This is a genomic window from Anaerocolumna sp. AGMB13020, from assembly GCF_033100115.1.
Taxonomy (GTDB): Bacteria; Bacillota; Clostridia; order Lachnospirales; family Lachnospiraceae; genus Anaerocolumna.
Genome location: NZ_CP136910.1, coordinates 5,692,899 through 5,718,765, shown reverse-complemented (window position 1 = coordinate 5,718,765; position 25,867 = coordinate 5,692,899). Strand labels below are relative to the sequence as shown.

Annotated in this window: 19 protein-coding genes; all 19 read right to left on the bottom strand. The window is 38.5% G+C overall.

Annotation, left to right across the window (positions count from 1 at the left end; translation table 11 throughout):
* Positions 1-28: 28 nt before the first annotated feature.
* The 19 genes from R2R35_RS24090 to R2R35_RS24000 all read right to left on the bottom strand — a co-directional run bounded on the left by R2R35_RS24090 (position 29) and on the right by R2R35_RS24000 (position 25,776).
* On the bottom strand, positions 29-1,486 hold the full coding sequence (locus tag R2R35_RS24090; protein ID WP_317732384.1) for an ATP-grasp domain-containing protein: 1,458 nt from the start codon (positions 1,484-1,486) through the stop codon (positions 29-31).
* 30 nt (positions 1,487-1,516) lie between these two features.
* A complete protein-coding gene (locus tag R2R35_RS24085; RefSeq protein ID WP_317732383.1) occupies positions 1,517-3,754 on the bottom strand; it encodes an excinuclease ABC subunit UvrA in 2,238 nt (745 codons plus the stop codon).
* Between the two features lie 17 nt (positions 3,755-3,771).
* On the bottom strand, positions 3,772-4,878 hold the full coding sequence (locus R2R35_RS24080) for a U32 family peptidase (protein WP_317732382.1): 1,107 nt from the start codon (positions 4,876-4,878) through the stop codon (positions 3,772-3,774).
* Positions 4,879-5,368: 490 nt separating this feature from the next.
* Positions 5,369-6,685 carry an aspartate--tRNA(Asn) ligase gene (aspS, locus tag R2R35_RS24075; protein ID WP_317732381.1) on the bottom strand — a complete coding sequence of 439 codons (1,317 nt, stop codon included), beginning with the start codon at positions 6,683-6,685 and terminating at the stop codon, positions 5,369-5,371.
* A gap of 79 nt (positions 6,686-6,764) precedes the next feature.
* A complete protein-coding gene (locus tag R2R35_RS24070; RefSeq protein ID WP_317732380.1) occupies positions 6,765-7,070 on the bottom strand; it encodes a hypothetical protein in 306 nt (101 codons plus the stop codon).
* 513 nt (positions 7,071-7,583) lie between these two features.
* Positions 7,584-8,483 carry an ATP-grasp domain-containing protein gene (locus R2R35_RS24065; protein WP_317732379.1) on the bottom strand — a complete coding sequence of 300 codons (900 nt, stop codon included), beginning with the start codon at positions 8,481-8,483 and terminating at the stop codon, positions 7,584-7,586.
* A 42-nt stretch (positions 8,484-8,525) separates the two neighbouring features.
* Positions 8,526-9,446 (bottom strand): ATP-grasp domain-containing protein, encoded by a 921-nt coding sequence (locus R2R35_RS24060; RefSeq protein WP_317732378.1) that lies wholly within the window; start codon positions 9,444-9,446, stop codon positions 8,526-8,528.
* Complete coding sequence (locus tag R2R35_RS24055) at positions 9,427-12,219, bottom strand: DNA translocase FtsK (protein ID WP_317732377.1); 2,793 nt, start codon at positions 12,217-12,219, stop codon at positions 9,427-9,429. Before R2R35_RS24055 ends, R2R35_RS24060 begins: the two co-directional genes overlap by 20 nt.
* Before the next feature lie 160 nt (positions 12,220-12,379).
* A complete protein-coding gene (locus R2R35_RS24050; protein ID WP_317732376.1) occupies positions 12,380-12,643 on the bottom strand; it encodes a YlzJ-like family protein in 264 nt (87 codons plus the stop codon).
* The gene (locus R2R35_RS24045; RefSeq protein ID WP_317732375.1) at positions 12,640-13,356 is read right to left on the bottom strand and encodes a ClpP family protease; all 717 of its coding nucleotides are present in this window, start codon (positions 13,354-13,356) and stop codon (positions 12,640-12,642) included. Before R2R35_RS24045 ends, R2R35_RS24050 begins: the two co-directional genes overlap by 4 nt.
* Before the next feature lie 230 nt (positions 13,357-13,586).
* Positions 13,587-14,957, bottom strand: coding sequence for a sn-glycerol-1-phosphate dehydrogenase (locus R2R35_RS24040; RefSeq protein WP_317732374.1), 1,371 nt, complete (start codon positions 14,955-14,957; stop codon positions 13,587-13,589).
* Positions 14,958-15,139: 182 nt separating this feature from the next.
* Positions 15,140-16,396 carry a M16 family metallopeptidase gene (locus R2R35_RS24035; RefSeq protein WP_317732373.1) on the bottom strand — a complete coding sequence of 419 codons (1,257 nt, stop codon included), beginning with the start codon at positions 16,394-16,396 and terminating at the stop codon, positions 15,140-15,142.
* Positions 16,397-16,522: 126 nt separating this feature from the next.
* Positions 16,523-17,716, bottom strand: coding sequence for a winged helix-turn-helix domain-containing protein (locus R2R35_RS24030; RefSeq protein ID WP_317732372.1), 1,194 nt, complete (start codon positions 17,714-17,716; stop codon positions 16,523-16,525).
* A gap of 91 nt (positions 17,717-17,807) precedes the next feature.
* Positions 17,808-18,893 (bottom strand): radical SAM protein, encoded by a 1,086-nt coding sequence (locus R2R35_RS24025; RefSeq protein ID WP_317732371.1) that lies wholly within the window; start codon positions 18,891-18,893, stop codon positions 17,808-17,810.
* 194 nt (positions 18,894-19,087) lie between these two features.
* Positions 19,088-20,125 carry a sulfate/molybdate ABC transporter ATP-binding protein gene (locus tag R2R35_RS24020; RefSeq protein WP_317732370.1) on the bottom strand — a complete coding sequence of 346 codons (1,038 nt, stop codon included), beginning with the start codon at positions 20,123-20,125 and terminating at the stop codon, positions 19,088-19,090.
* Positions 20,126-20,129: 4 nt separating this feature from the next.
* Entirely contained in the window at positions 20,130-20,819 is a 690-nt protein-coding gene (gene modB, locus R2R35_RS24015) for a molybdate ABC transporter permease subunit (RefSeq protein WP_317732369.1), read from the bottom strand.
* 157 nt (positions 20,820-20,976) lie between these two features.
* Positions 20,977-21,855, bottom strand: a complete 879-nt coding sequence (modA, locus tag R2R35_RS24010; protein WP_317732368.1) for a molybdate ABC transporter substrate-binding protein — start codon at positions 21,853-21,855, stop codon at positions 20,977-20,979.
* A 566-nt stretch (positions 21,856-22,421) separates the two neighbouring features.
* Positions 22,422-23,435, bottom strand: a complete 1,014-nt coding sequence (locus R2R35_RS24005; protein ID WP_317732367.1) for a helix-turn-helix transcriptional regulator — start codon at positions 23,433-23,435, stop codon at positions 22,422-22,424.
* A gap of 253 nt (positions 23,436-23,688) precedes the next feature.
* Positions 23,689-25,776 (bottom strand): polyribonucleotide nucleotidyltransferase, encoded by a 2,088-nt coding sequence (locus tag R2R35_RS24000; protein ID WP_317732366.1) that lies wholly within the window; start codon positions 25,774-25,776, stop codon positions 23,689-23,691.
* Positions 25,777-25,867 lie beyond the last annotated feature (91 nt).

Genomic DNA, 25,867 nt, shown 5'->3' with positions numbered 1-25,867 from the left:
TCCTTTTATCTGCTGATGCCAGTACTTTTTATTTAATTATGGAATAAATGTAAATGATCTCTTCTGTAGTTATTCCAACACTTTTAGCATAGATTACCGCCCTGATTTTTTTGTAGTGGTCACACGCTGAGAATGCCCGAACCAAAAGTGCAATGGCATATTCACGGTCACTGATATTCTTTTCAAGAACTTCATTGTCACAAAACTTTTTAAATAACTCATCTAAGTTATCATTTTGTTCTTCCTCTGCTTTTTCTGAAAGACTGTCTCCACTCTTATCTGTAACTTCAATTAATCCCGCCATCTCTTCAATATATGTATCCTCTTCATCGTAGCATAGAAAGTAACCCATTCTGTCATAATTACTGGTTGACCTTGTTACTTCCTTTCCGTCGGAAACCGATAAGTTAACAGTCTTGACTTTTTCATTCTTATATAAAGGCGTCATATCCTTAAAGTGCGCATAACCGTCATGTTCTGCTATAAAATATCTGATATCAGCCTTTGAGGTACAGGAAGCCTTATAGTGCGCTTCTCTCCCCAAAGAAAATGCCACCATTGTCTCATATAGATCAATCCCTTTTACCGCTTCGACCAAAAGCGGTATATTATCTCCTCCGGGTCTTGCATTTACTTCTACAATCCTTGGTCCTTTTTGGGTAAGTTTAACTTCCGTATGGGTAACTGTATAATCAATTCCAAGTAGTTCGTTGGCTTTTTCCACAAGATTTTTAATTGCCTGTTCTTCCTGTGGGCTTAATAATGCAGGAACTGTATGCCCCACCTCTATTGGTTTAAATGGCGATAAAAGCTTCTTGGCAGTAATCGCGACAACAGATACTTTTCCATTGTAAGCAATTGACTCTACACTAAATTCAGGTCCATCAAGAAATTCTTCAATAAGAAATTCGGCATCCAACTTCTGATCTACAAGATTATTTTCAGTTGACATGACACTGGCAACCGCCTCTTCCACCTCTGCACTCGTCTTACAGCAGAACACTAATTGGCTGCCTGCATCATTGGAAGGTTTTATCACCACTGGTAATCCGTTGTCCTTTACAAAGTTAAGGGCTTCTTCCACGTTTTGTATTATCGCATATTTTACTGCTTCCTCCCCAAGCTCCTCCAATATTTTTCGTGTCATTTTTTTGTTTCGACAATTTATCGCTGCTTTATATGGGATACCATATGGTAACCCTAAAAATTCTCTTATTTTAGCTGCAATCGGTACTCTGTATTCATTTAATGAAAAGACCGCTTTGATATCATATTTTTTTCTTAATTCCTGTACTTTTTCCATTAATTCTTCTTCATTATTCAGATTAACTTCAACCGGTACATCTGCTTCCAGTGCTTTCTCCATACTAATCCAAGTATTGGAATTGATTAATAAACTCTTATATCCAAAGGCTTTCACAAGTTTTAATTCGCTTCCTGACAGCAAATTTGCAACAACTGCAATATATTCCTCTTTCTTATCCATTATTTACCTCCAAAATTCCTCATGAATGAACTAGTATAAATACTCTTTCAAATACTTCCCCGTATAAGAACGATGGCTGTTTATTATCTTATCAAGGGGTCCTTCCGCGACAATTTCTCCGCCGCTTTTACCGCCTTCCGGCCCGAGATCAATAATCCAATCTGCATTTTTTATGATATCAAGATTATGCTCTACTACTATTATGGTATTTCCGTTATCTACAAGCTTGTTCAATAACGATAATAACTGGTCAATATCTGACATATGCAACCCTCTGGTTGGTTCATCTAGTACATATATCTGACTTTTCCTGCTAAGTCCGCTTGCAAGCTTAACTCTCTGTGCCTCACCTCCGGAAAGCGTATCAAGTGATTGCCCTAACAATAAATAACCCAGGCCTACCGAAGAGAGTAGATTAAGCTTCATCTTTATAGGCGGATGCACAAAAAATTCTTCCGCTTCCTGTATTGTCATATTCAATACATCGGATATATTTTTCCCCTTATACTTATATGCCAGAATTTCTTCCGAATAACGTTTTCCGCCGCATTCATCACATACCTTGCGCACATCTCCCAGAAAATGCATGTTAATTACTTCATATCCAAGCCCCTTACATTTTTCACAAGCTCCTGTGCTGTTAAAAGCAAATTTTGAAGTACTTTCACCTGTTGCATCCGCAAAAACCTTGCGTATATCATCAAAAGCTTTTGTATAGGTAGCCGGATTCGATCTTGGCGAAGACCCGATAGGGGATTGATCAATCACGATAATATCTTCAAATTGATCAAGAATCACCTCAATCAAAGAACTTTTTCCAGACCCTGAAACTCCTGTTATGCAAGTCAATATATCTTTTGGTATTTTAACTGTTACATTTTTTAGGTTATTATGATTTGCAAGTACTTCTAAATATCTATCGGATTTTCGCTGTTTCGTATTCTCTGCTATACGCTTTCTTCCCGAAGCATATTGTCCTGTCAGGGAATCGCTGCATAAAAGCTCTTCATAACTGCCTTCAAAAACAATTGAACCGCCTTGTACCCCTGCTTTGGGTCCGATGTCAATGATATGGTCTGCACACGAAATTACACTTTTATCATGCTCAACAACCAGAACGGAATTGGGCTTTTTAGCTAATTCTTTAAGGGCCTTTGATATATGTTCCTTATCTTTAGCATGTAAGCCAGCTGTAGGTTCGTCCAATATATATATAAGGTCCGTCAAAGAGTTTCCAAGCTGGCGACCCAGCTTTACACGCTGGGATTCCCCATTGGAAAGCGTAGCTACAGACCGGCTAAGTGACAGATAACCAACACCTATATCAACTAACAGTTCCAATATCCGTATAATATATCCTGTTATCTCCTGGGCTACAGGATCACTTATGGTTTTCATATATGGGAGCAGTTCCTGAATCTCCATAGTAACTAAGTCAACGATGGACTTCCCATTATACCTTACTTCTCTGGCCCTTTCATTTACTCTGGCCCCCTTACATTCATGGCAAACCCCTGGTAAGAAAAAGGCTCCGTCATAAGAGACTGCCTCCAACCCGCGGCTGTCATTATGTCTTTTCATTATTCTGGTTATAATGCCCTCATAGGAAAAGTTCTGGACAAATCCCAAGGTGTTGTTATAATATTGCTTTGCTTCAGAGTACAGCAGCGTGTCCAACTCTTCTTCTGTAAAGTCTTTTAAAGGCTTATTCATATCAAAGAGCTGAGCTGCATTAATAATATTCCAAAGTCTTCCTCCAACTTTCCAAGTCCTGTGTCTGATAGCACCTTCATTCAGAGATTTTGTTCTGTCTAGTAACCGGTTTGCATTAATAACAAGCTCTTCACCAGTACCCTTGCAATTCTGACATGCACCCGAAGGCGTATTAAAAGAGAAATCTCCGGCGCTCAATACAGGTTGTCCCATGCGTGAATACAGCAACCGTAAATAAGTGTACACTTCCGTAACTGTTCCAACCGTAGAACGGGGGTTTTTAGCCAAAGGATCTTGATTTATGACAATGGCAGGTGATAACCCTTCAATATCCTCAACATCTGGTTTTGAAAACTTTGGCATACTCATGCGTGCATATGTACTGAGAGAATCCATGTATTGGCGCTGAGCTTCTGAAAAAACAATATCATACACAATTGTCGATTTACCTGATCCTGAAACTCCGGTAAAAACTACTAGCTTATTTTTAGGAATATCTATCGAAACATTCTTCAGATTATGTTCCTTTGCATTTTTGATTCTGATTTTTCCCATCTTACACTCCTTCAAACCTATACCCTTGATTCTGTAAAATATGGCTCAAGTTCTATAGTATCATCTATTCGTGCAGCCAACCTTTTCTTTAGGTCCTGCAGATATTCTTCACGACTATCTTTAAACTTTACATGTTTATCTGCCATATCGTAGCAATACCTGCATTTACCACAGAAAATATCACAACTGAAATCTTTCTGAAGAAAATAATCCAAGAAGCCATCAAGAGACTTATTATCAACATGAATTGGCAGAAAAGGAATTATTAAATCCCATAAATTTCCTTCAAATGACCCTAGGGCATATGCTTCCATTATCTTAATTATCCAGTTTGTGGGGAACGTCCTTCCTGCAATCTTAATTGAATGAATTCCTACACTTTGATATGCAGGTAAATCTTCAGGGCGTATCCATGGTGCTTTTAGAATTTCTGATTTATCTCCTAATCTCACTTCATCACATGCAATGGCACGGTAGTCTGTAAAAGGTTCTCTCCACCCCTTCTCCGTCCTGGCATGCCAGCATACTAAATCCGAGTGATACATCTGATATGGGCAATTATGTAGACATAAAGAATTAGCTAATAACTCTACCTCATATGTAGCAGTATTTGCTATTTCCTTAAGAAGTTTGAAATCGCGATTAATAAACCTGCTTAGAGTAATACTATATATACTCGGTCCAAGCTTTTCTAACAATCTGATATTCTGTACTGATCTGACATCTAACATAGTAGAAAGTTTGACTTTAAGATTTGGATAATGGTAATTAACCAATTCTCCAATAAAAGGGATTGAAACTGTAACAATATCTACTCCAAGACTGTTAATCCATGAAATTGTATCTAATACTAACGATCTTTTACTTCTATCATGCTCAATTCCGCCCAGAGAAGGTGAGTTAATAAGAAAATTAAATTTAATACCAAGTTTTTGTATCTTACTTATATGTTCAATTAAAACTTCATCCGACAATACCGGAGTTTCTAGACGTCCAGAACCAATATTTGTTAAGGTTGCCCCATATACTTGTTGAATTTTATACTTATACTTCTCTTCTTCATTAATCTCTTGAATTTTATCAATAATTCTATCATCCCAGTTGGTTGGTACATTTAAATACATAACTTCTCCCCATTTGTTCATTTTATTTTATGGCTTAAATTGCTTCACTTATTGTAATCTGAAATGAATTTATTCTCCCCTTTATTTACCAATAGAATATAACTAAGAATATATTGAAAATAATCCTCCTTTATCACATAAAACTTATATGTCATATGAAATTAAATATCTGCTTAGTACGACAGTACCTGCCACTATTTTACATATTTATCCTTTGTAATTTTATGGTTATATTATCATAATTATCCCATTGTGTCAATATTATTTTACACATTAACACTTTAACCAATTAACTTAATCATACATATCACCGTAAAGTTATTGTAGATTTTCTATCACATTATTCCGTTTTCATTAGCGAACCAGGTATTATCCATAGCTTTGACACTCCTTATTACAATGCTTACGAGAGGGGCTGCTGCATAATAAATTACGTTTTCAGAAGAATCCATGCCTTATATTCCTATTGCAACAGCCCGAGATACTAAATTCAAGGATTCAGGCGATTCATATCTCTTGGGAACAGGGCAGTTTCTCTGACATTTGTCCTATTCAAGAGGCTCATCGTAAATCGTTCCACTCCCATACCCAAACCACCGTGAGGAGGAATCCCATATTTGTGAAGCATCAGATACCCTTCAAAAGCCTCTGTGTCCATCTCTCTTTTCTTAAGCTTCCCTACCTGGGTATTGTAATCATGTATACGCTGCCCACCAGTTGTTATCTCTATCCCCCGAAATAGTAAGTCAAAACTCCTGGTTACTTCTGGTGCATCTTCCTCTTCCATAGCATAAAAAGGTCTTTTTGCAGTAGGATAATGAGTAACAAATACAAATTCACTTCCATTATTTTCTTTTACAAGCTGACATAAAAGTTTTTCTTCTTCCGGTTCAAAATCATAATAATCCTTAATTTCTCTTCCATACACTTTCTTAATCCAATCCTTCGCTTCATGGAAGGTTATTGAGGGTATGCTCTCTATAACAGGGAGTTCCACCTTAAGAAGTTCCAGTTCCTCCTTGTAGTTGTCTGTAAGATAACGCATAACGCTTTGCAGCATTGCAGTTTCTGTTTCCATGATTTCCTCAAAGTTATTGATATATCCCATTTCCAGGTCAAGTCCCATATACTCGTTCAAATGCCTTGCCGTATCATGTTTCTCCGCTCTGTAAACTGCACCGATCTCAAACACTCTGTCATAAACACCTACCATCATCTGTTTATACGCTTGGGGACTCTGTGCCAGATATGCATCTCTGCCGAAGTAGTCCAGTTTAAACATATTGGCTCCACCTTCAACCCCGGAATAGACAATCTTTGGACTGTGAATCTCCGTAAACTTATGTGCCATTAAGAATTCTCTTGCACCTGCCAGAAATCCCTCCTGTAGCTTAAACACAGCTCTTTCTTTCTGATTCCTCAAAGTAAAAGGTCGATAATCCAGTCTGGTTTCCAGTGATGCCTTCAGCTCTTTGTTATTGATAACAACCGGAGGTTCAGCCGCAGGTAGTGACAATATTTCAATTTTCTTAATATCAATCTCAAAACCTGCATGAGATCTTTCCTCCTTTCGCACCAGACCTATAACCTTTATGCAGGCATTCTCACATAGATCCATGTAAAGCCCTTCCTTTGTCTCCATTATACCCTGAATCAGATTTCTAGCTGTACGGATTATAACAAAAGAAAAACCGCTCATTTTCCGTATCTTATAGACAGAGCCGGTAAAACTTACAGTCTCTCCTATTCTTTTCTGTAACTCCTTTTCCTCTATCAATTCGTTAATATTACCGTTTATATTATTCATAAGTACCCCTTTCGAGAATATTAGTTAAATTTAGTTATATATTACACAACTCATGCTAAAAGAAGTTATATATTTCTCATCACAGCTTAGATGCTTTTAGTAAGAGTTTTTGCACACTTTTGTACATTCGTTTAATGCTTTCTTTTTGTACATTTATTCGTGCTTTCTTTTTTTTGTGCTTTCTTTTTGCACTTTCTTTTTGTACTTTCTTTTTGCTCTTTCTTTTTGCTCTTTCTTTTTGTACTTTCTTTTTGCTCTTTCTTTTTGCTCTTTCTTTTTGTACTTTCTTTTTGTACTTTCTTTTTTTACTTTCTTTTTGTACTCTCTTTTTGCTCTTTCTTTTTACACTTTTTTTATACTTCTTTTTGTTGAAAGGAATGGTCACCTATCACAATTTGATTTAACTATAAGTGAATATATAATTTATGCTTTTTCAATGATTTTTCTCAATGTACATTTCTGTGGATATACTTTGTCGTTGTTCTTTTAAGGACATACTTCACAGGTTAACTGCTCTACTTCCTTAATTCCTGTGTTATCTCCTACAGCATAATCTATATGCTGCATGTTATCACCCCCCCTAAAAAAAATACCACCCGGGTATTTTCATATAAAAATACCCGGGTGGCATTTATTAAGATATCATAAATGAATCCTGCTACCGTGGGTACAAGCGAAACAAGCGCTTATACCCACGGTCTCTTAACCATAGCTATAAGCGCTGCATATCATCGTCCCTATTCAGTAAGGTAAGCATTAAAGGATTCATCTTCATTCACGGTTGTATCGGATAATACCCGTACAATTTTCCCCTGTCATAAGTGTTATAAATTGTTGAAATGTTAACACAGGATATTTACAATGTCAAGTAATTCTTTTATAGTAAAACCTGCTTTGCTTATAAACAATCCATAACAAACATAAGATATCTTTTTACCAGGTTTATATCCGTACACTGATATAGCATTCTTGCTCCCACAACATCTTCGATTTCATTAAAGATCAGCTCCCCTTCATCACCAATAAGAAAATCAATTCCAACCATGCCAAATTCGAAATGATCAATTATCTTACGTATGGTAATTATCTCATTCCTTGATAGTTCATATTCTCTGACATTGCCGCCAAGAGAAAAATTTGCCCGAAACCCTTCATTCGACGTGCGTAGAATAGCTGTTATTATCTCTTTTCCAATAACATAAACCCGCAGATCCTGCTGTTTTCCAGGAATAAATGGCTGCATTACACAATCCTCATATCTGATTCCAGCAATAATCTCTTCTCGTGCCGTTTCTGAGTGTCTTATCTTCTTATATGGATCTGGAATAGCCGGTGAACATTTTGGCAGGGAGAGGTAAACCTGGCTGCCTCCGTGTCCACTGACAGTTTTTATAACCGTTGGTTCTATAATATTCTCTAATCTCTTGCGAATTGCATTGTTTTCTACAAATGTAGTATTAATAATTGGTATGGAAAGCTCTGCAACACATTGATACGTTTTTGCTTTATCATTGCAGATACGAGCAATTTCGGATGAATTAAAAACTGGAATTGAAAGGTATTCAAGTTGTTTGCTCAATAGGGGATAAATCGTTCTTACAATAGCAAAGTCAGGTTTGATACAATCTTTACCGTTATATCGGATAAACCAGGAATTATCTCTAATGCCTACTTCTATGTTCTCACGAAACAGAAGTTCAATGTTAATTCCTAAGCTCTTTCCTTCTGCCATATAAAAATCTATGTATCCCTTATTCTTTTTTGCATCATTTTGCCCATAGATTAGCCATCCAGTCATAATAACCTCTTTCTATCCATTGTTCCTATGCTTTCCTATCTTTCACTTACCAAATACAGCTTCCGAACCTTTTATTATATGTTCCAAAATGGCATCGGCAGCATTTACTCCGGTACATTCATATATATTCTTAAAATGTGCATTGGAATTCACCTCACAAACAAGTGTCTCACCATTATTACCAAATAAGAGGTCCACACCAGCAAAGTCAAGTCCCAGTGTCTTACAGCATAAAAGCGCAAGCTCCTCCTGTTCTTTTGTAGGGGTATAGGGTTTCATTTTACCACCTGCCGTTATATTTGCACGAAAATCCCCCTGATCAGAATACCGGTACATAGACGCGATGACTTTATCTCCTACTACCTGCAGCCTTAAATCTCTTCCTCTGCTGTTCTCTATGAATTTCTGAAATAACATAGGCTTACCACCAATTGTCTTTGTTATTTCAATCAATTCCTCTCGGTTACCAGCCAGATAAACCTGCTGTCCAAAGGAGCCGAAACATTCTTTTACCACGCAGGGATATCCAATAACAGCTTCTGCCTGTTTGAGAAACTCAAGATTGGTATAACCAATATTTTCATAAGTCATTGGTGCTATCAGAGTTTTAGGCATAGGAATACCTACTCGTTCCAATGCCATATGTGTCAGGCTCTTATCATCACTTAAAGCTATGGCGTCTGCTGAGTTAAATAGAGAATACCCCTTCCCTTCAAGATATTTTCCAAGCCTGATATCTTTGTCCCAGAATAATATAAAATCCATTTCCTTCAGATCTCCAAGTACAGAATCATCGCCAAGGAGTATAGGAATTTCCGCATTTGTCTTGAGCTTAAGATCCATTGAATATTTTCTGGCACTCTCGGTAAACCATTCATGAATGACGGAAAATTTGGAATTATTAAGATACTCATTGGTTATCAGACAGCCCTTTAAAGAACTTTTAATAGTATTCGTCCACATATTGTTCAAATTCCTCCAGGGACATTAGAATCTTTCTGGGTTTGGTACCTTCTTCAGGTCCCACCACGCCGGCTTCTGCCAGTTGATCCATGATTCTTGCCGCCCTGTTAAAGCCTATCTTATATACTCTCTGAAGCATTCCGATAGATGCTTTATCTTTATCTATTATAAATTTACCAGCTTCAATGAAATAGTCATCACGTTCACTGCCGCCGCCAGCTCCGCCGGCTGCTTCTGTTACTTGTGCATTTGCAATCTTATCAGCTACATCTTCGTTGTATGTGGCTCCGCTGTTTTCCTCTGCGAGAAAACGGACAACTTCACTTACCTCTTTATCAGAGATAAAGGCCCCCTGTACCCGGACCGGCTTTGGATAACCGGAAGGAAAGAATAACATATCACCTTTACCAAGAAGCTTCTCAGCACCGGCACCATCTATAATAGTTCTGGAATCGATAGCTGAGGATACGGAAAATGCTATTCTTGATGGGATATTAGCCTTAATGAGACCGGTAATGACATTTACTGAAGGTCTCTGAGTTGCAATAATCAAATGGAGTCCCGCCGCACGTGCCATTTGTGCTAAACGGCAGATTGCATCTTCAACTTCACCTGGCGCAACCATCATAAGGTCTGCAAGCTCGTCCACGATTATGACAATCTGGGGAAGCTTTTGATATCTTTCATCCTGATACTCTTCTACCTGAGCGACCTTTTCATTATATCCCTTAACATCTCTTACACCCAGATCGGCAAATTTCTTATAACGCTCTGTCATCTCCATTACTGCCCAATTAAGTGCAGCTGAAGCTTTCTTCGGATCAGTAACAACCGGTATAAGCAGATGTGGTATACCATTGTAGACACTTAATTCTACAACCTTAGGATCAACCATAATCATCTTTACATCCGAGGGTTTGGCTTTATATAAAATACTCATAATCAAAGTATTTATACACACCGATTTACCGGAGCCGGTGGCACCTGCTATTAGTAAGTGAGGCATCTTGCCTATATCCGTTACGATCGTCTGTCCGCCAATATCTTTACCAACTGCAAAAGCGATATCTGAAGGATGTTCCTTAAAGTCTTTTGTATCCAGTAATTCCCTGAACAAAACGGTAGAATTATCTTTATTAGGCACTTCAATGCCAACCGCTGCCTTACCGGGAATTGGGGCTTCAATACGAATATCTGCTGCCGCAAGATTTAGCTTAATATCATCTGCAAGTCCGGTTATTCGACTTACCTTAACACCTTGCTCAGGAAGAAGTTCATATCTGGTAACTGATGGACCACAGCTTACATTTGTAACCTTAACTCCAACACCAAAACTCTCCAGGGTACTTTGCAATTTTGCAGCGGTTTCCTTTAAATCTTTTTCTGACATCCCTTTGGCATTGCCTTTCGGTCTAGCAAGCAGATCCAATGGCGGAAACACATATTCTTTCTCTGTTACCTGTTGATTCCGGCTCATTTCTTCAGACAGACCAGATAAATCCTCTTCTTTCTGTATTGTCTGCTTTTCTGCAGCAGGTTTTGTCGGTTCAACATCTGTTATAGCATCAGCGAATACTTCCTTTGTATCAGCCGCATAAATTTCCGTATGGAAATCCTCATTAGCAACCTGTCCCATAATGACCGGTTCATCCACTGTTTCAGTTTCTTCTTTTAAATCTGTAGTACTATCATCCATATAAGCACTTATATCAAAGGTATCCAGATAATCCGGTTCTTGTGCACGCCCAGTCTCTTCCTGTTCTTTATTCATTTCCGGAGAAGTCATACCATTTATGGTAAAATCATTTTTTTCTTCTTTCAGGATAAAGCCCATATCTGCCTGTTGAATAGGAAAATCATTGATACTAACTGGCGTAATTTCCTGCATTTCAACAACTTCCTTGTTTGGATCGGCATTCTTTTTCTTCCGGCCCTGCTTTTGTTTGGAAACAGAAGCTTCCTCCTCTTTCATTCCTTGGATTGCCTCTTCCTTCCCCTCATTCTGAGTCTTATCTTTGGCAAAGGAAATAATCCTTGCTTTTCTTTTCGGTTCAGATGCCACTTCCTCTTCTTCTTCGTAATCTGCTTCAGAAGCTGCCTCCTGCCTTAAACGTTTCATTTCCTTCATCTGCATAAGTGCTGCTTCGCTTTTTGCACCTAAAGGTTTAAAGATAGACTTCCCTGTAAATATTACAATCAGAACCGCCATTATCCCAAAAAGCACCACATAAGATCCAACAGCCCCAAACAGCGGATAAAATAAGTTTAACAGTAATCCGCCAATCAGACCGCCACCATTTTTCTCATGATAGGATATCCGATATATTTCGGTTAAAGTCATTTTTCCACCATTACCAGTGGTTAGCTTTAACAGTTGAAGAATTGCAGCCAGCACTATAGTAATGGAAATGCTTGTGACGAGTTTTACACTGGCGGTCCGGTTTCCTCTGTTGGCAATTCCGAAAGCAACGGAGAAAAATAAAAAGAACGGCAGTAAATATGCCAAAAAGCCAAACATTCCAAAGGTAAAACTATTAATCCATTTACCCACTATCCCACTCAGATCAAAATTGCTTAATATCAGAAGCAGTGATAATACAAGGCTTGATACCAGTGCTATTTCATCTTTATACATATCCTTAACAGGATCTTTTCTTTTACTTTTATGTACATTTCTGCTGTTTGCAGCCTTCTTCCTGGTTCCGGTGCCTTTTGACCTATTCCCGGATCTTTGACTGGAAGAACTTTTTCTAGTATTTTTTTCGGCAGCCAAAATTACCCCTCCCTAAACTCAAAAAATAGACCCGGAAGATTTAAGTGTTAAACTGCTCTTCCTGAGCCTTTGACAGCCTGCCTGAAGGGACATGCTCAGACAATCCACAGATTATCCAATAAATGCCCTTTCAGGAAAATTCATAAAATTATTATACCCTTTAACAACCTTTGTTGCAAGGAAAATTATTACCCGGAGCATACTCCGTCTTTAGATAATCCTGCATATCGGTAGACTGAATTCCTTCTATGATGTAGCTGTCCCCTTCACGCCTGGTATAAACCTTACCATGTCCCACGGCAAAATCTGACCTTTCTACAGCAGTCGACTTATTCTCACTATTACCATCGCGTTTACCCGTATTTAATACAGACTGTGTTCTATCCGTGTAGATTCTTTCCAGAGGAGTTGCTGAATAAATCAATTTTCTTCACCTCTTCCTGCCATTTCATATAATTTCTTCAATGCCTCCTTAATTCCTCCTACTTCATCTATAATCCCCTTATCCACTGTCTCTGGCCCTATTAAGATTGAACCAACATCTTTCGCTAACTGGCTGGTATTATGCATCAGTTGTTTTAAGTCTTCTTTCTCAATTTTAGAATGGGTTGATACAAAATTCAGTATTCTGTCCTGTATCTTTTCAAAATAATCATAGGTCTGAGACACTCCGATTACTGTGCCATTCATACGGACCGGATGTATGATCATGGTCGCTGTCGGTACGATAAAACTATACTGCGCCGAAACTGCAAGAGGTACTCCTATGGAATGACTTCCCCCAAGCACCAGGGACACTGTTGGTTTACTTAAGGAAGCTATCATTTCTGCAATAGCCAGTCCTGCTTCCACATCGCCACCTACTGTATTAATCAGAATCAACAGACCATCTATATCCGCACTGTCTTCTATAGCGGCCAGCTGGGGTAATACATGTTCATATTTTGTTGTTTTATTATGCTGAGGCAGGCATTCATGTCCTTCTATCTCTCCAATTACAGACAACAGATGAATTTTTGATTTTCTCTTTTCGTTAACAAGAGTTGTCTGCCCGAACTCTCTGATTTTACCATCATCTAATTCTTCTTTCTCTTTTTGTTCTTTTTCTTTCTCTATTTTAGATTCGTTCTTTTCCATTGGCATCTCCTTGCATTTGTTATTATTAATACTGAGTGAAAATATAAAGTATTAAATTCACGATATCTCTAATATTCCCTAATCTATAAAGAAATATAATGCTCTGACACAACAAAAAAAGATTAACCGCTATAATTAACGATTAATCTTTTATATACTTTGGATTATCAATGATACAATCCTTCTCCAAGACGGCTCATAAATTATTCATCCTGTTGCTGATTGACTGGTTAATCTCCGGTTTCATTTTTTATCTTAAATAGCTTTGATAACCTTAAGAATGTCAGCCGATTTCTGACATAGGGTGCTAAACGGATCGTAATGGGCAATAATTTCTCTTCAAGTGAAATTTCTTTCATTTCTTTTTTACAGCCTGCGGCAGATAAAAGTTTTAATAGTTCTGACTCCGAAGGCAGCTTATCTAAGACACCTGCAATTGAAGGTAACTGGCTGTTTAATTTATCACTATCTACCAGCGCAAGAGGGTCAGGTGTATTTTCTTCCAGTATTCCTTCATAAAGCTCTTTTTTCCCAAAGGTCTCCTGAAGTACTTCAAACTCCATTCCTTTGTAAGGTATCACTTTACAAATTCCGTTTTTGATAGCATTCTTAATCTTATGATAAGTATGTACTACGATCATCAGACCAATGGAAACTTTTTCTCCATGATAGGCATCCAATGGACCATTAATTACTTCCATCTCCCAAAGGTGAGATATATGGTGTTCCGCACCTGAGGCCGGTCTTGAATTACCAATCATCTGCATGGCTATACCGGATAATAAAAGAGCATACATAAGCCGTTCATAAGCTTTTAAGGTCTTTTCTTCTTCGAGGCTTCCTCTTAGGTCTTCAATGCAACTGCATACCTCTTTCAGAGCAGTCATTTCAAGTTCACATACACGATGACAGATATACTCTCCGGTAACCATATGGGATATTTCCCAATCAGTAAGTGCAGTGTATTTACCCAATAAATCAGATATACCAGAGGCAGTCAGACGATAAGGTGCTTTTGAAAATATATTGGTATCTGCAATAACTAACTCCGGTGATACGCCGGGCATGGTTTTCTTCAACCCATTCCAGGTCATGGCAGACACGGTGGATACAAAGCCGTCCACGCTGGCCGCAGTAGGCACAGATACAAAATTTAAGCCGTAATTCTTTGAAAGATATCTGCTGATATCATGTACGGTACCAGAACCTACTGCAATTATCAGCTTTGTATTTGGTGATATCTTTAGTCCTTTCTCTGCCAGTGCCACTCCATGATTGTCAGCATGAAGATCTTTCGCCGGTAATATAATCATATTACAGCCGGGCAACAGCTTCTCGACGGCTTCTCCTGCTGCCTGATATGTATTCGTGTCACAGATTACGGATATGTCAGCATATGCTCCTGTATAAATCCTACTTAATTTCTCGGGAAGTTTCTTTAACGCATTTTCTTCTACCAGAATCTCTTTCACAAATATTTCATGGCTTCTGCCACAACTGCAGGCTCCATGAAAATTACTGACATCTATTTGCACAACAAATCCTCCTTTAAATCCAAGCTGGTATAACAGCATTTCTGTTTTTATTATATTAGGAATCATAAAACCTGTTCCTATAAAATACAATATTACAGCGTTATTTACATTTAAATCCTATCTATATCTGTTAAAACTTAAAATTGGGGTATCTCAGGCTTTCACCCCTATCAAATAACTATCCGTAAGAATATCTTATCCAATAGGGGTTGCCGCTTATAACCAATATAAATGTAAGTACAGTTTTTTTATTGCTTTGCAGTTAATTCCTTGAGGTCGACGCCCTCCAGATTCCCTACAAGTGAAATGCTGACACTTTCTTTCTTAAGATACTTTACCGCAAATTCTCTTACCTGGTCAATCGTTACACTATTCACTTTTTCGATTATTTCTTCCAGCGGTATAATGTATCCTCGAAACAGCATGGCCTTACCATTGCTGTTCATTCTGTTTTTGGCGGTTTCATCCCCCATAATTAACTCGGTTTTGATTTGTTCCTTGCACATGGCAAGTTCCTCTTCTGTAATGCCTTTTTCTTTAATATCTTCCACAATCTGAAAGACATTATCAATGACAGGCTTTAACTGAGATGGATTCATAGCTCCGTATACCTGGAATAACCCCCCTTTGGAATAAGAACTTCCATAGGAATAAATGGTATAGGTAAGCCCCAGATTCTCTCTTATCTCCTGAAATAATCTGGAATTGATGCTTCCTCCAAAAACAGAATTGAGAACGGTCAGTATATATTTCTCTTCACCATCGGATACGATGGATTCATAAGCTATATTTAAATGCAACTGCTCTACATCTTTTTCTTTCAGATAGACTGTTGGCATATAGGTGGGTGCTGAAGTTGCTTCTGTTCTCTCACCTTCGGGAATGCTGCCAAAATTCTTTTCTAGAAGTTCTGCAATTTCTTCTTCCTTAAAATTTCCCGATACAGAAATAACAATATTCTGGCTTACATAATGTTTTGCCATAAACGCCAGCACTTCATCCCTGGTAATATTTTTCACAGTTTCTTTTGATCCGGAAATCTGATAACCCAGGGGATGGTTGTCCCAGACCTTCAATTGAAGCATCTCATGGACAAGGTCCTCTGGAGAATCATCATACATATCAATTTCTTCTATTATAACACCTTTTTCTTTCTTTAAGGCTTTTTCATCAATCAGAGAATTTTTCAGCATATCCCCTAAAATATCAATAGCAACAGAGAGATGCTCATCCAGCGTAACCGCATAAAAGGAGGTGCACTCCTTACTTGTATAAGCATTAATATCTCCGCCAATCCTGGCCATTTCATCAGCAATCTGTTTGGCGTTTCTTGTTGTTGTTCCTTTAAAGAGCATATGTTCAATTATATGTGAAATTCCGTTATTTTTTTCATTTTCATTGGAAGAACCCACCTTAACCCAAATTCCAAGAGCAGCACTTCTAAGATAAGGCATCGTCTCCATTACAACTGTTATTCCATTGGATAATTTCCTGGTATTTACCATTCACTTCAACCTTTCTGATAATCAATAAATTTAATTGTATCATCATTACCGCTATTATACAACAGCGAATAATAGGAAGCTTCAGGTTATTTACATTATTTGTAATACCATAACTATCCATTGCAGTTAACCTTCTGTCCTTTTCATAAAATCCTTCCTGTAATTAATTTCATCAGCGGAATTAAAATCAGCGAAGCGACGAACCGCTTCCTGTAAGGGTTTCTGAAATTCATCCCATTCTTTTCCCGATTCCAGCCAGATATTCTTCACTTCCAAAATTCTATTTTTTCTGTTAACAGCAAGCTCGCCCCTTCCAATTATTTCATTACCTGACAGAATGGGAAGTACATAATAGCCATATTTCCTCTTATTCTCCGGAGTATATATTTCCCATTTGTAATCAAAATGAAACAATTCTGAGATCAATTTTCTATCCCATAACATATTATCGAGAGGCGCCAGAAACTCAGTTCTGCTTCGATTATCACAATCTGCTTCTTTTATGAGCTTTGCATCTTCTTTCAGGCTATAAAGTGGTGCTTCCATTTCCTCAACGTGGATTTTTATAATCTTGCCTTTTTCCAATAATTCGCTAAAAATGCGATTCCGGTCGTCAGCCTTCAAATATCTGATTCCCAGAAAGGCATCGGAAGGACGGTTCCACAAGAGGCCAACCCCTGCTATCCTTCTGAGAACTCTCCATTTTAAATGCTCATAGTCGTCTTTTAAGGGGTCTTTTCTTTTATACTCTTTTCCAAGATAATCTTTCGCCAAAGCATAATATTTATTGGTGCCATTCTTATGATGAATAATCAGCTCACCAGCAAAATACAGGTTTTCCAGTGCCACCCGTGTCAGGCTGGTATCAATTCCCCAATACCAGTCAACTTTGCCTCCGGTTTTGATATCTTTGGAACTCACCATTCCTTTTTCTTTGATTTTTTCAAAGATTGCAGGAATCACTTCCTCTACCTGGCTCTGAAACCAGGCATTCTCTTTTAATCGGTTTCTGGTACGTTCAAAATAGCGAAAATCCTCCGTCGGAAAGATGGAGAGATTTTTGTCAAAATAATCAATTAAAGTCCGGTCTTCATATAAAAGTTTATAGAGCATGTCTTTCTTAAAACCTGCAACTCTGGACTGGAGGACCAGTTCCGGATTCTTACCACATACATCAACAGGGTCAAACTGTATACAACCTGCTTGTTTAATATAATCATATATTCCCTGTTCTCCTGCAAACCGGTAATCACCGGTTAATCCTTGCTTACGCAAAAGCAAAGTCCTTGCCTGTTTTTTCGATAAGTAATATTCTTTCATGGTACTCCTCCAGCCATCTTCCGAACAACTGTTCTTTTTCCCATTATAGTACCATTATCTTTAAAACAAAGCAAGGACATATTTATACTTTTTATAGAAGCGACTCAACGAAATCCTTTTGATCAAATAATGTACAGCCACCGATATGCTCCGTCAGTAACCCGTGCTTCTCTTTAATCTTTCCAAACAACGGTGATTTCAAGGCCTCTCTTAATCCAGTCTCTTTTACATTACAGTCTGAATATGGTGAAAATGGGCAAGGTTCTGCACCGCCTCTGGCGTTAATATGAAAGAAGCCTCTTCCTGCAGCCAGACATCCGCCAGCTGCTTCTTCGTCCCCCGGAAAGGAAATGAATATCATATCCTGAAAGCTCTCTCTTAAACTGTTCAGCCTGCCATCAAGAAATACTCGGTCGGATTGCTCTAAGGCCAAAATTTCAGTATTTTCAGATACAGGCACATACTCCACATAGAATACAAGTCTGCATCCTTTCTCCTTTAGCTTAGCAAGAAAATCTGCCGATGTCACTTCCTCTTTATTCTCCTTCGTAACAGTAATGGAAGTACCAAACAATATTCCTTTCTTTTTCATAGCCAGCATTATATTACTTACTTTTTGATAGATTCCTTTGCCTCTTCTGCTGTCTGTAGTATTTTCTTCCCCCTCCATACTTAAAACCGGAAGCAGGTTTCTGTGGTGGTCCAACAATGTAAGGTATTCCTCTTCGATAATTGTACCATTCGTAAAAACCGGAAATATAATCTCTTTGTACCTGGCTGCTTGCTCTATGATATCTCTTCTCACTAACGGCTCTCCCCCTGCCAGAAGTATAAAAGAGATTCCAAGCTCTCTGGCCTCCTTAAAAACCCTTCCCCATTCCTCTTTTGTTAGTACGCCTCTCTCTTCTCTGTCCGAACAACCGCTGTTTGCTCTGGCATAGCAACCGGTACATTGCAGATTGCAGACATTGGTTATACTGGCAATAAGAAAAGCAGGGATATGTTCTCCTTTTTGCTCATATAAGTGTCGTAATTTTGCCGCTTTGGCAGCATTTACAGAATATCCGGTCAGAAACATACTTTCTCTGGGATTTTTCAAGGTCCCTTTTATTGCATCCTTTACTAACCGTTCGACTCCACCGCTTAAATATTCCTCCAAATTAAAGTTCTGATTCATCTCCGCCTCACCTGTCATCTTAATTTATTATTTCAACATTATAACATATTTAATTTATTATATGACAATAGTATGACCTGAATATGTCTATTAAGCAATAATCTTTATGAAAGGTATCATACTCAGCTTCAAGAACTTACATTCCTATAAAAAAAGGTTATCCTTAATACCCTGAGGCATTAAGGATAACCTGATTATTGTAACATTAACAAAGCTTCTTTGGGGAGTGCCAGAAACTTTGGCACCTGCATTTGTAACTGGTGATTGATTTTATCCACATTTACTTTCCACCAGATTTCTCCATGACCGCTTTTGCATAATAAATTTCTTTCAAAAGGGCTGTCTACTATTCTGTAATCCCCAACAGCAAATGAATTCTCACAGTTTTCAACTGCCGGTTGTAGGTCATGAGCACGGATTCCGATATAGCCCATATCCGATGTAACCTTTCTGGAAGTATGAAGAATAATTCCCCAATCAATGGCTTCCACTGTATACTCATTGATTTTTCTAATTGGTGATATATTCTTACAGCCGGTAAGCCTGGCTGCTGCAAGCTTTTTAGGATGACTGAATATCTTCTCCGTGTCTCCTGTCATTATTAATTCACCACTGTCTATTACAGCAAGTCTTTCACACAGACTGTATATTTCATCTCTGTTATGGGATACAATGATAATATCACCTTTGTATATTTTTAAGGTTTCTAAAAGTTCTTCCAGAAGACTCTCCTTTAAGAAAGCGTCGAGGGCAGAAAACGGTTCATCAAGCATTAATACATCCGGTTCATATGCAAAAATCCTTGCCAGTGCCACTCGCTGCTGCTGTCCTCCCGACAGCTGAGCGGGATACCGGTTCTCAAGTCCCGATAAATGAAACAATTCAAGCATTTCCATGACCTTAGGCTGCTTTCGTTTCCATTTCTCTTTCATTCCTATACCAATATTCTGGGCTACAGTCATATTGGGAAAAAGTGCATAATTTTGAAAAAGATAGCCGACTTTACGTTTCTGAGGAATAAGGTTTATCTTCTTATCAGAATCGAATAGAACTTTATTATTTAACACAATCTTTCCTTTGTCCGGTTTCTCAATTCCGGCAATGCATTTCAGCGTCATGCTCTTTCCGCAGCCGGAAGCTCCCAGTAGTCCAAGTCTGTTACCAGAGGTTTCCAGCGTGACATTTAAGGAGAAATCTTTAAACTTTTTTGTGATATCAACTGATAAACTCATTTCGTTACCCTCGAGTCTTTTGTTTTACTGCTTTTGCTACATATCTTTTCCTGTTTGGCAGATAATTCATGAAGAATACCACAACAAAGGAAATCCCTACGATAATTGCTACCCACAACATGGCTTGTTCCATCTTATTTCCTTGTGTTGCGGAATAAATGGCTACCGGAACAGTTTGGGTTACACCTTTTATGTTACCAGCTATCATTAAGGTCGCCCCAAATTCTCCTAATGCTCTTGCAAAGGAAAGAATTCCACCAGATATGATACCCGGAAGTGCCAAGGGCATTATGATAGCCCAGAATATCTTTCTCTCTGACAGCCCAAGGGTTCTGCCGGCATAAACAACATTTTTGTCAATCTGTTCAAATGCCGCCTTAGCAGATCTGTACATTAACGGAAAAGCAATCACTACTGCTGCAATTACAGTTGCTGACCAGGAAAATACGATTCTGATTTCAAACAGAGCCAGTAGTTTTCCAACTGGTCCTCTTTTCCCGAACAACAGCAGCAGGAAGAATCCTGCTACTGTAGGAGGTAATACTAAAGGAAGGGTAAATAATCCATCCACTACCCATTGCAGCTTTCCTTTAAGCTTAAGCACCGAATGTGCCGCATATATACCGATAAAAAAGGTTATTGCTGTGGCTAATATAGAGGTCTTCATGGAAATAAGAAGCGGTGACCAATCCATCTATCTACTCCTTCCAAGGTTAATCATAATTGTAATTATATAGAATATCTGATTATTTGCAACAGACAATATCAAATCTTTTATAGCTTGTATTAAAATACGTTATACCAGATATCTTTGTAAAAGCTATAGAAAATAATAGTTCTTATGTATTGTATTACTTGTTCGCAATAAAACCATATTTTTCAAAGATTCCTATTGCCTCCTCGGAGGCGAGATAATCAACAAATGACTTTGCGGCATCCTGAACTTTGGAATCCTTAACAACAGCTACCGGATAAATTGCTTTTGATACGCTTCCCTCTGGAGCTTCCGCTACTACCTTTACATCTGTTGACGATTTCGCATCTGTGGCATAAACTACACCGGCATCTGCATTTCCTGTAGCAATCCAGGTAAGTACTTCCGTAACATCTTTTCCATAGGTCGCCTTCTCTTTTACCTGATCCAGCATGCCCAGTGAGGTAAAGATTTCTTCAGAATACTGCCCCACAGGAACACTGGCAGGATCGCCAAGTGCTATGGTTTCTGCTTTGGTAATATCCTCAAAGCTTGTTATATCTTGAGTACTGTCGCTGGGGACAATCAAAACCACCTTATTCTCTAAAAGCTCTTTCTTGGAGCCCTCTAAAATCAACCCGCCTTCTTCTAATGCTTTCATCTGCTTTAAGGCAGCTGACATAAAGACATCAACCGGAGCACCTTGCTCAATCTGCTCCTGTAATGACCCCGAACTACCAAAGGTAAAAGTTAAGGTAACACCTTTATTGGCAGCTTCATAAAGTGGTTTCATTTCTTCCATTGCATTTTGAAGGCTCGCTGCTGCTGCAATCAGAAGCTCCACGTTTTCCGTCTCTTTAGCAGGTTCTGCAGGTGCTTCTGTAGCTTCTGGTGCTTTCGTAACTGCAGCCGTCTGTGTAACGTCCGGTGTTACCGTGTTATTTGTACTGGTGGAATCATTCCTAGGGCTGCAGCCTGTTGTTAAAAAGGCCAGTAAAAATACTGCAAGTAATAATAAGTGTTTAAATTTTTTCATAATATTCTCCTTCCAATTTACATTATCTGATCAGAAAAACTGTATATGCAAATGCAGTACATTTCTATAACTGCATATCTGCCTTAAAATAGAAAAAGTCCAAGACCATACAGGTCTTAGACTCCATTGTCTTTTATTTTCAAATTAAGTTTGATTCATTCTTGTATTGTTTAATTCTGTTTAGTTTGGTGTTGCTTGTATTGTACACAGGGTGAATTTGTATGTCAAGTTCTTTTTAGTATCTTTTTGTTAAGTTTGTTAATTATTATGGTTTTTCGTTTGGATATCCAATGGAATAGTATCATATTACAATATTGACTTCCATATTCCGTGTAGGATTTATTAAGGTAAATATTATACAAATTGTATCCAGCAGGCAAAGCTGACCAGCACCAAGCCAGGCTTGTGGTAGAAATGATAACTGCTTCATGTTCAGGTTTTAAAAAAACACGTCACTATTTTCTCCTCCGGTAATGTTCATTCCATACAATTACAGGAAGGTGAAGCAACGTGTTAATTAATGGCAGCCAGCAAATGGCTTTTGATGAATTCAGCAATCTTAGCTTTTATTCGAGTATTTTTCCCATATCTGTTCTATCATACCCGGACATATGCTCTACTTCTGTTTGAAATTCCCTGGAATTTAATATTTCCATTATACTTTGAAACCAGAAAGTCCGGTATGCTTCTTCTTTCACAACAAGATCATAGCTTTCTGATTGAATAGGAATGAACGCAAGGCCAGCCATCTCCTTACTTACTCTTTCTATCCCCAGTGATACATCTGCGCTTCCTCTTGCTACTGCTCCTGCACAAGCCAAATGTGAGGTCACTTCCCTGTTATACCCGTTTATCTGCGCTTTGTTGATTGCAAGGCTTCTTAAGTGTTCATCCAATAATATCCTTGTACCGCTCCCTTTTTCACGATTTACCATACTTACATCTTCTCTTGTAAGATCTGCAAAACCTTTTATCTCTTTGGGATTGTCTTTTCTGACATAAAAACCCTGTGTACGGCATACGAGATGGATACGGCGATAAAGGGTTCCTGGCAGCATTCTTCGTACATACTCTTTATTATATTCACCGGTATCACCATCCCATAAATGAACGGTTGCCACATCCACTTTATCCTGATACAAATCGTATAACCCGTTATAGCTTCCTTTATAGGAACGGAAAATGGAAGTCTCAGTAAGTCTGGCAGCCAGATGATTACATAAAGCTTCCAGTAAAATATCCTGTCCGCAGATTATGATGTTTTTCCCTTTCATCACATCCAGTTCCTCCAGCCCATCGTAGTCTGCCGGAACCGTCCGCCGTTTTACAGACGAAGACACCTGCCCAAAAGCTGACTGGGTATTCGCTGATCCTTCTTCTGTAGTTTTCCCTTCCTCCTTGCTGGAATTATTATCCTGTTTCTTATTAAGATAAGTATCAAGGTCTGCTTTGCCGATACGGAACTGCCTGCCAATTTTCTTGCATTGAAACTCACCCCGTTTAATCATTTCGTATACGGTGCTCTTTTTTATTCTTAAGATATCTGCTACTTCCTGCGGTGTATAGAGTTCTTCGTTCAATGTTCGCTCCTTTAACCCACTCTAGGTACAATAATTTTTAATGCATACACTTACAAAACCTGTATGATTTCTTATACTTTCATATACAGCTACAATAATAATGAGTAAAATTATAAAAGCTGTCCTGTGATTTGTCAATAACCAGTAACTCCTGTTACGAAGTCGATTTAAATAAAAAAAGATTGTTACGTCTCCGGAAAAGGCTGGCGGTCTATTCTGCTGCCCTTTCCTAACGTAACAATCTTATAAAGTTTTATTTAACGTCTTTGATACTGAAGCTGATTCTTCCCATCTTATCTTTGCCAAGGCATACTACCTTAACAATATCACCAAGTGAAAGAACATCTTCTACTTTGTCAATTCTCTCCTTGGAGATCTTTGAGATATGAACCATTCCCTCTTTGCCGGGAGCAAATTCAAGGAAAGCACCAAATTCTTTAATACTTACTACCTTACCTTCAAAAATCTGTCCTTCTACGAAGTCTGTAGTAATTGTCTGAATTAATTTGATAGCCTTCTGAATACTTTCAGAATCTACACCGCATACAGATACAGATCCGTCATCGGTAATATCAATCTTAACTCCAGTCAGCTCGATAATCGCGTTGATGGTCTTGCCTCTCTGTCCAACTACATCGCCGATCTTAGTAGGATCAATCTTAATCTGAACAATCTTAGGTGAGTAAGGACCAACTTCTGTACGAGGTTCACTAATGCAGGGAGCCATAATATCATTTAAAATATAAGTTCTGGCTTCTTTTGTACGATAAATTGCTTTTTCAATAATTTCTCTGGTAAGACCGTGAATCTTGATATCCATCTGAATAGCTGTGATACCCTTATGAGTACCTGCAACCTTAAAGTCCATGTCTCCAAAGAAATCTTCAAGTCCCTGAATATCTGTAAGGATAATATAATCGTCATCTGTATCACCGGTTACAAGACCTACAGAAATACCTGCTACCATGCTTTTAATAGGAACACCTGCTGCCATTAAAGAAAGCGTGGAGGCACAGATACTTCCTTGAGAAGTGGAACCATTTGACTCCAATACTTCTGATACGGTACGGATTGCATATGGGAATTCTTCCTCAGAAGGAAGTACAGGCACTAAAGCCTTCTCAGCTAAGGCACCATGACCGATTTCACGTCTTCCAGGTCCTCTGGAGGGTCTGGTCTCACCTACGGAGTAAGAAGGGAAATTATAGTGGTGCATATAACGCTTCGTCTTTTCATTCTCATCGATACCATCTAACTTCTGGATTTCTGCAAGCGCTCCTAAAGTTGTTATGGTAAGAACCTGCGTCTGACCTCTTGTAAACATAGCAGAACCGTGAGTTCTTGGAAGTATATCAACTTCTGCCGCAAGATGTCTGATCTGATTAATGTCACGGCCGTCAGGACGCTTCTTATCCTTTAAAATCATCTTACGAACTGTCTTCTTCTGGAATTTATAAATAGCTTCACCCAGTAATGGAAGCCATTCCGGATGTGTTTCCTGATAACGTTCTACAAGCTTATCCGTAATAGCACGGATATTTTCTTCTCTAACTTGCTTTACATCAGTAAATACTGCTTCTTCCATTCCTTCAGGTGTAATAAAAGCAACCATATCTTCATAGAGGTCTGCGGGAGTATCACATTTGATGTAATCATGTTTGGGTTTTCCGCACTCTGCTACAATGGTCTCAATAAAAGCAATTACTTTCTGATTCAATTCATGAGCAGCAAAAATTGCTTCAATCATCTTATCTTCCGGTAATTCTGCAGCACCTGCTTCAATCATGATAACTTTTTCTTTGGTGGAAGCTACTGTTAAGCTTAAGGTAGATTTCTCTCTCTGGGCACTGGTGGGATTAAATACCAGTTCTCCATCAACCATACCAACCATGGTAGAGGCTGTAGGACCGTCAAAAGGAATGTCAGATATCGCTGTTGCGATAGCAGAACCAAGCATAGCGGTAAGCTCAGGACTGCAATCCTGATCTACGCACATTACAAGATTATTTAGGGTTACATCATTTCTGTAATCCTTAGGGAACAGAGGTCTCATAGGTCTGTCGATAACACGTGAGGTAAGAATTGCATTATCAGAGGCTTTTCCTTCTCTCTTAATAAATCCTCCGGGAATTTTACCAACTGCATACAATTTCTCTTCATATTCAACACTCAAAGGGAAGAAATCGATTCCTTCTCTGGGTTTATCAGAGGCTGTTGCTGTTGATAAAACAACAGTATCGCCATAGTGCATAAATGCTGCACCGTTTGCCTGAGCTGCTACTCTGCCTACGTCTACAGAAAGGGTTCTTCCTGCAAGCTCCATGGAAAAACTTTTGTACATGAAATATCTCCTTTATTATAGTGGATTTGCCAAAGCTCCGAAACTACTGAAAAGAACACCCTGTTTATACTTCTGCGCGGATGACCTTTTC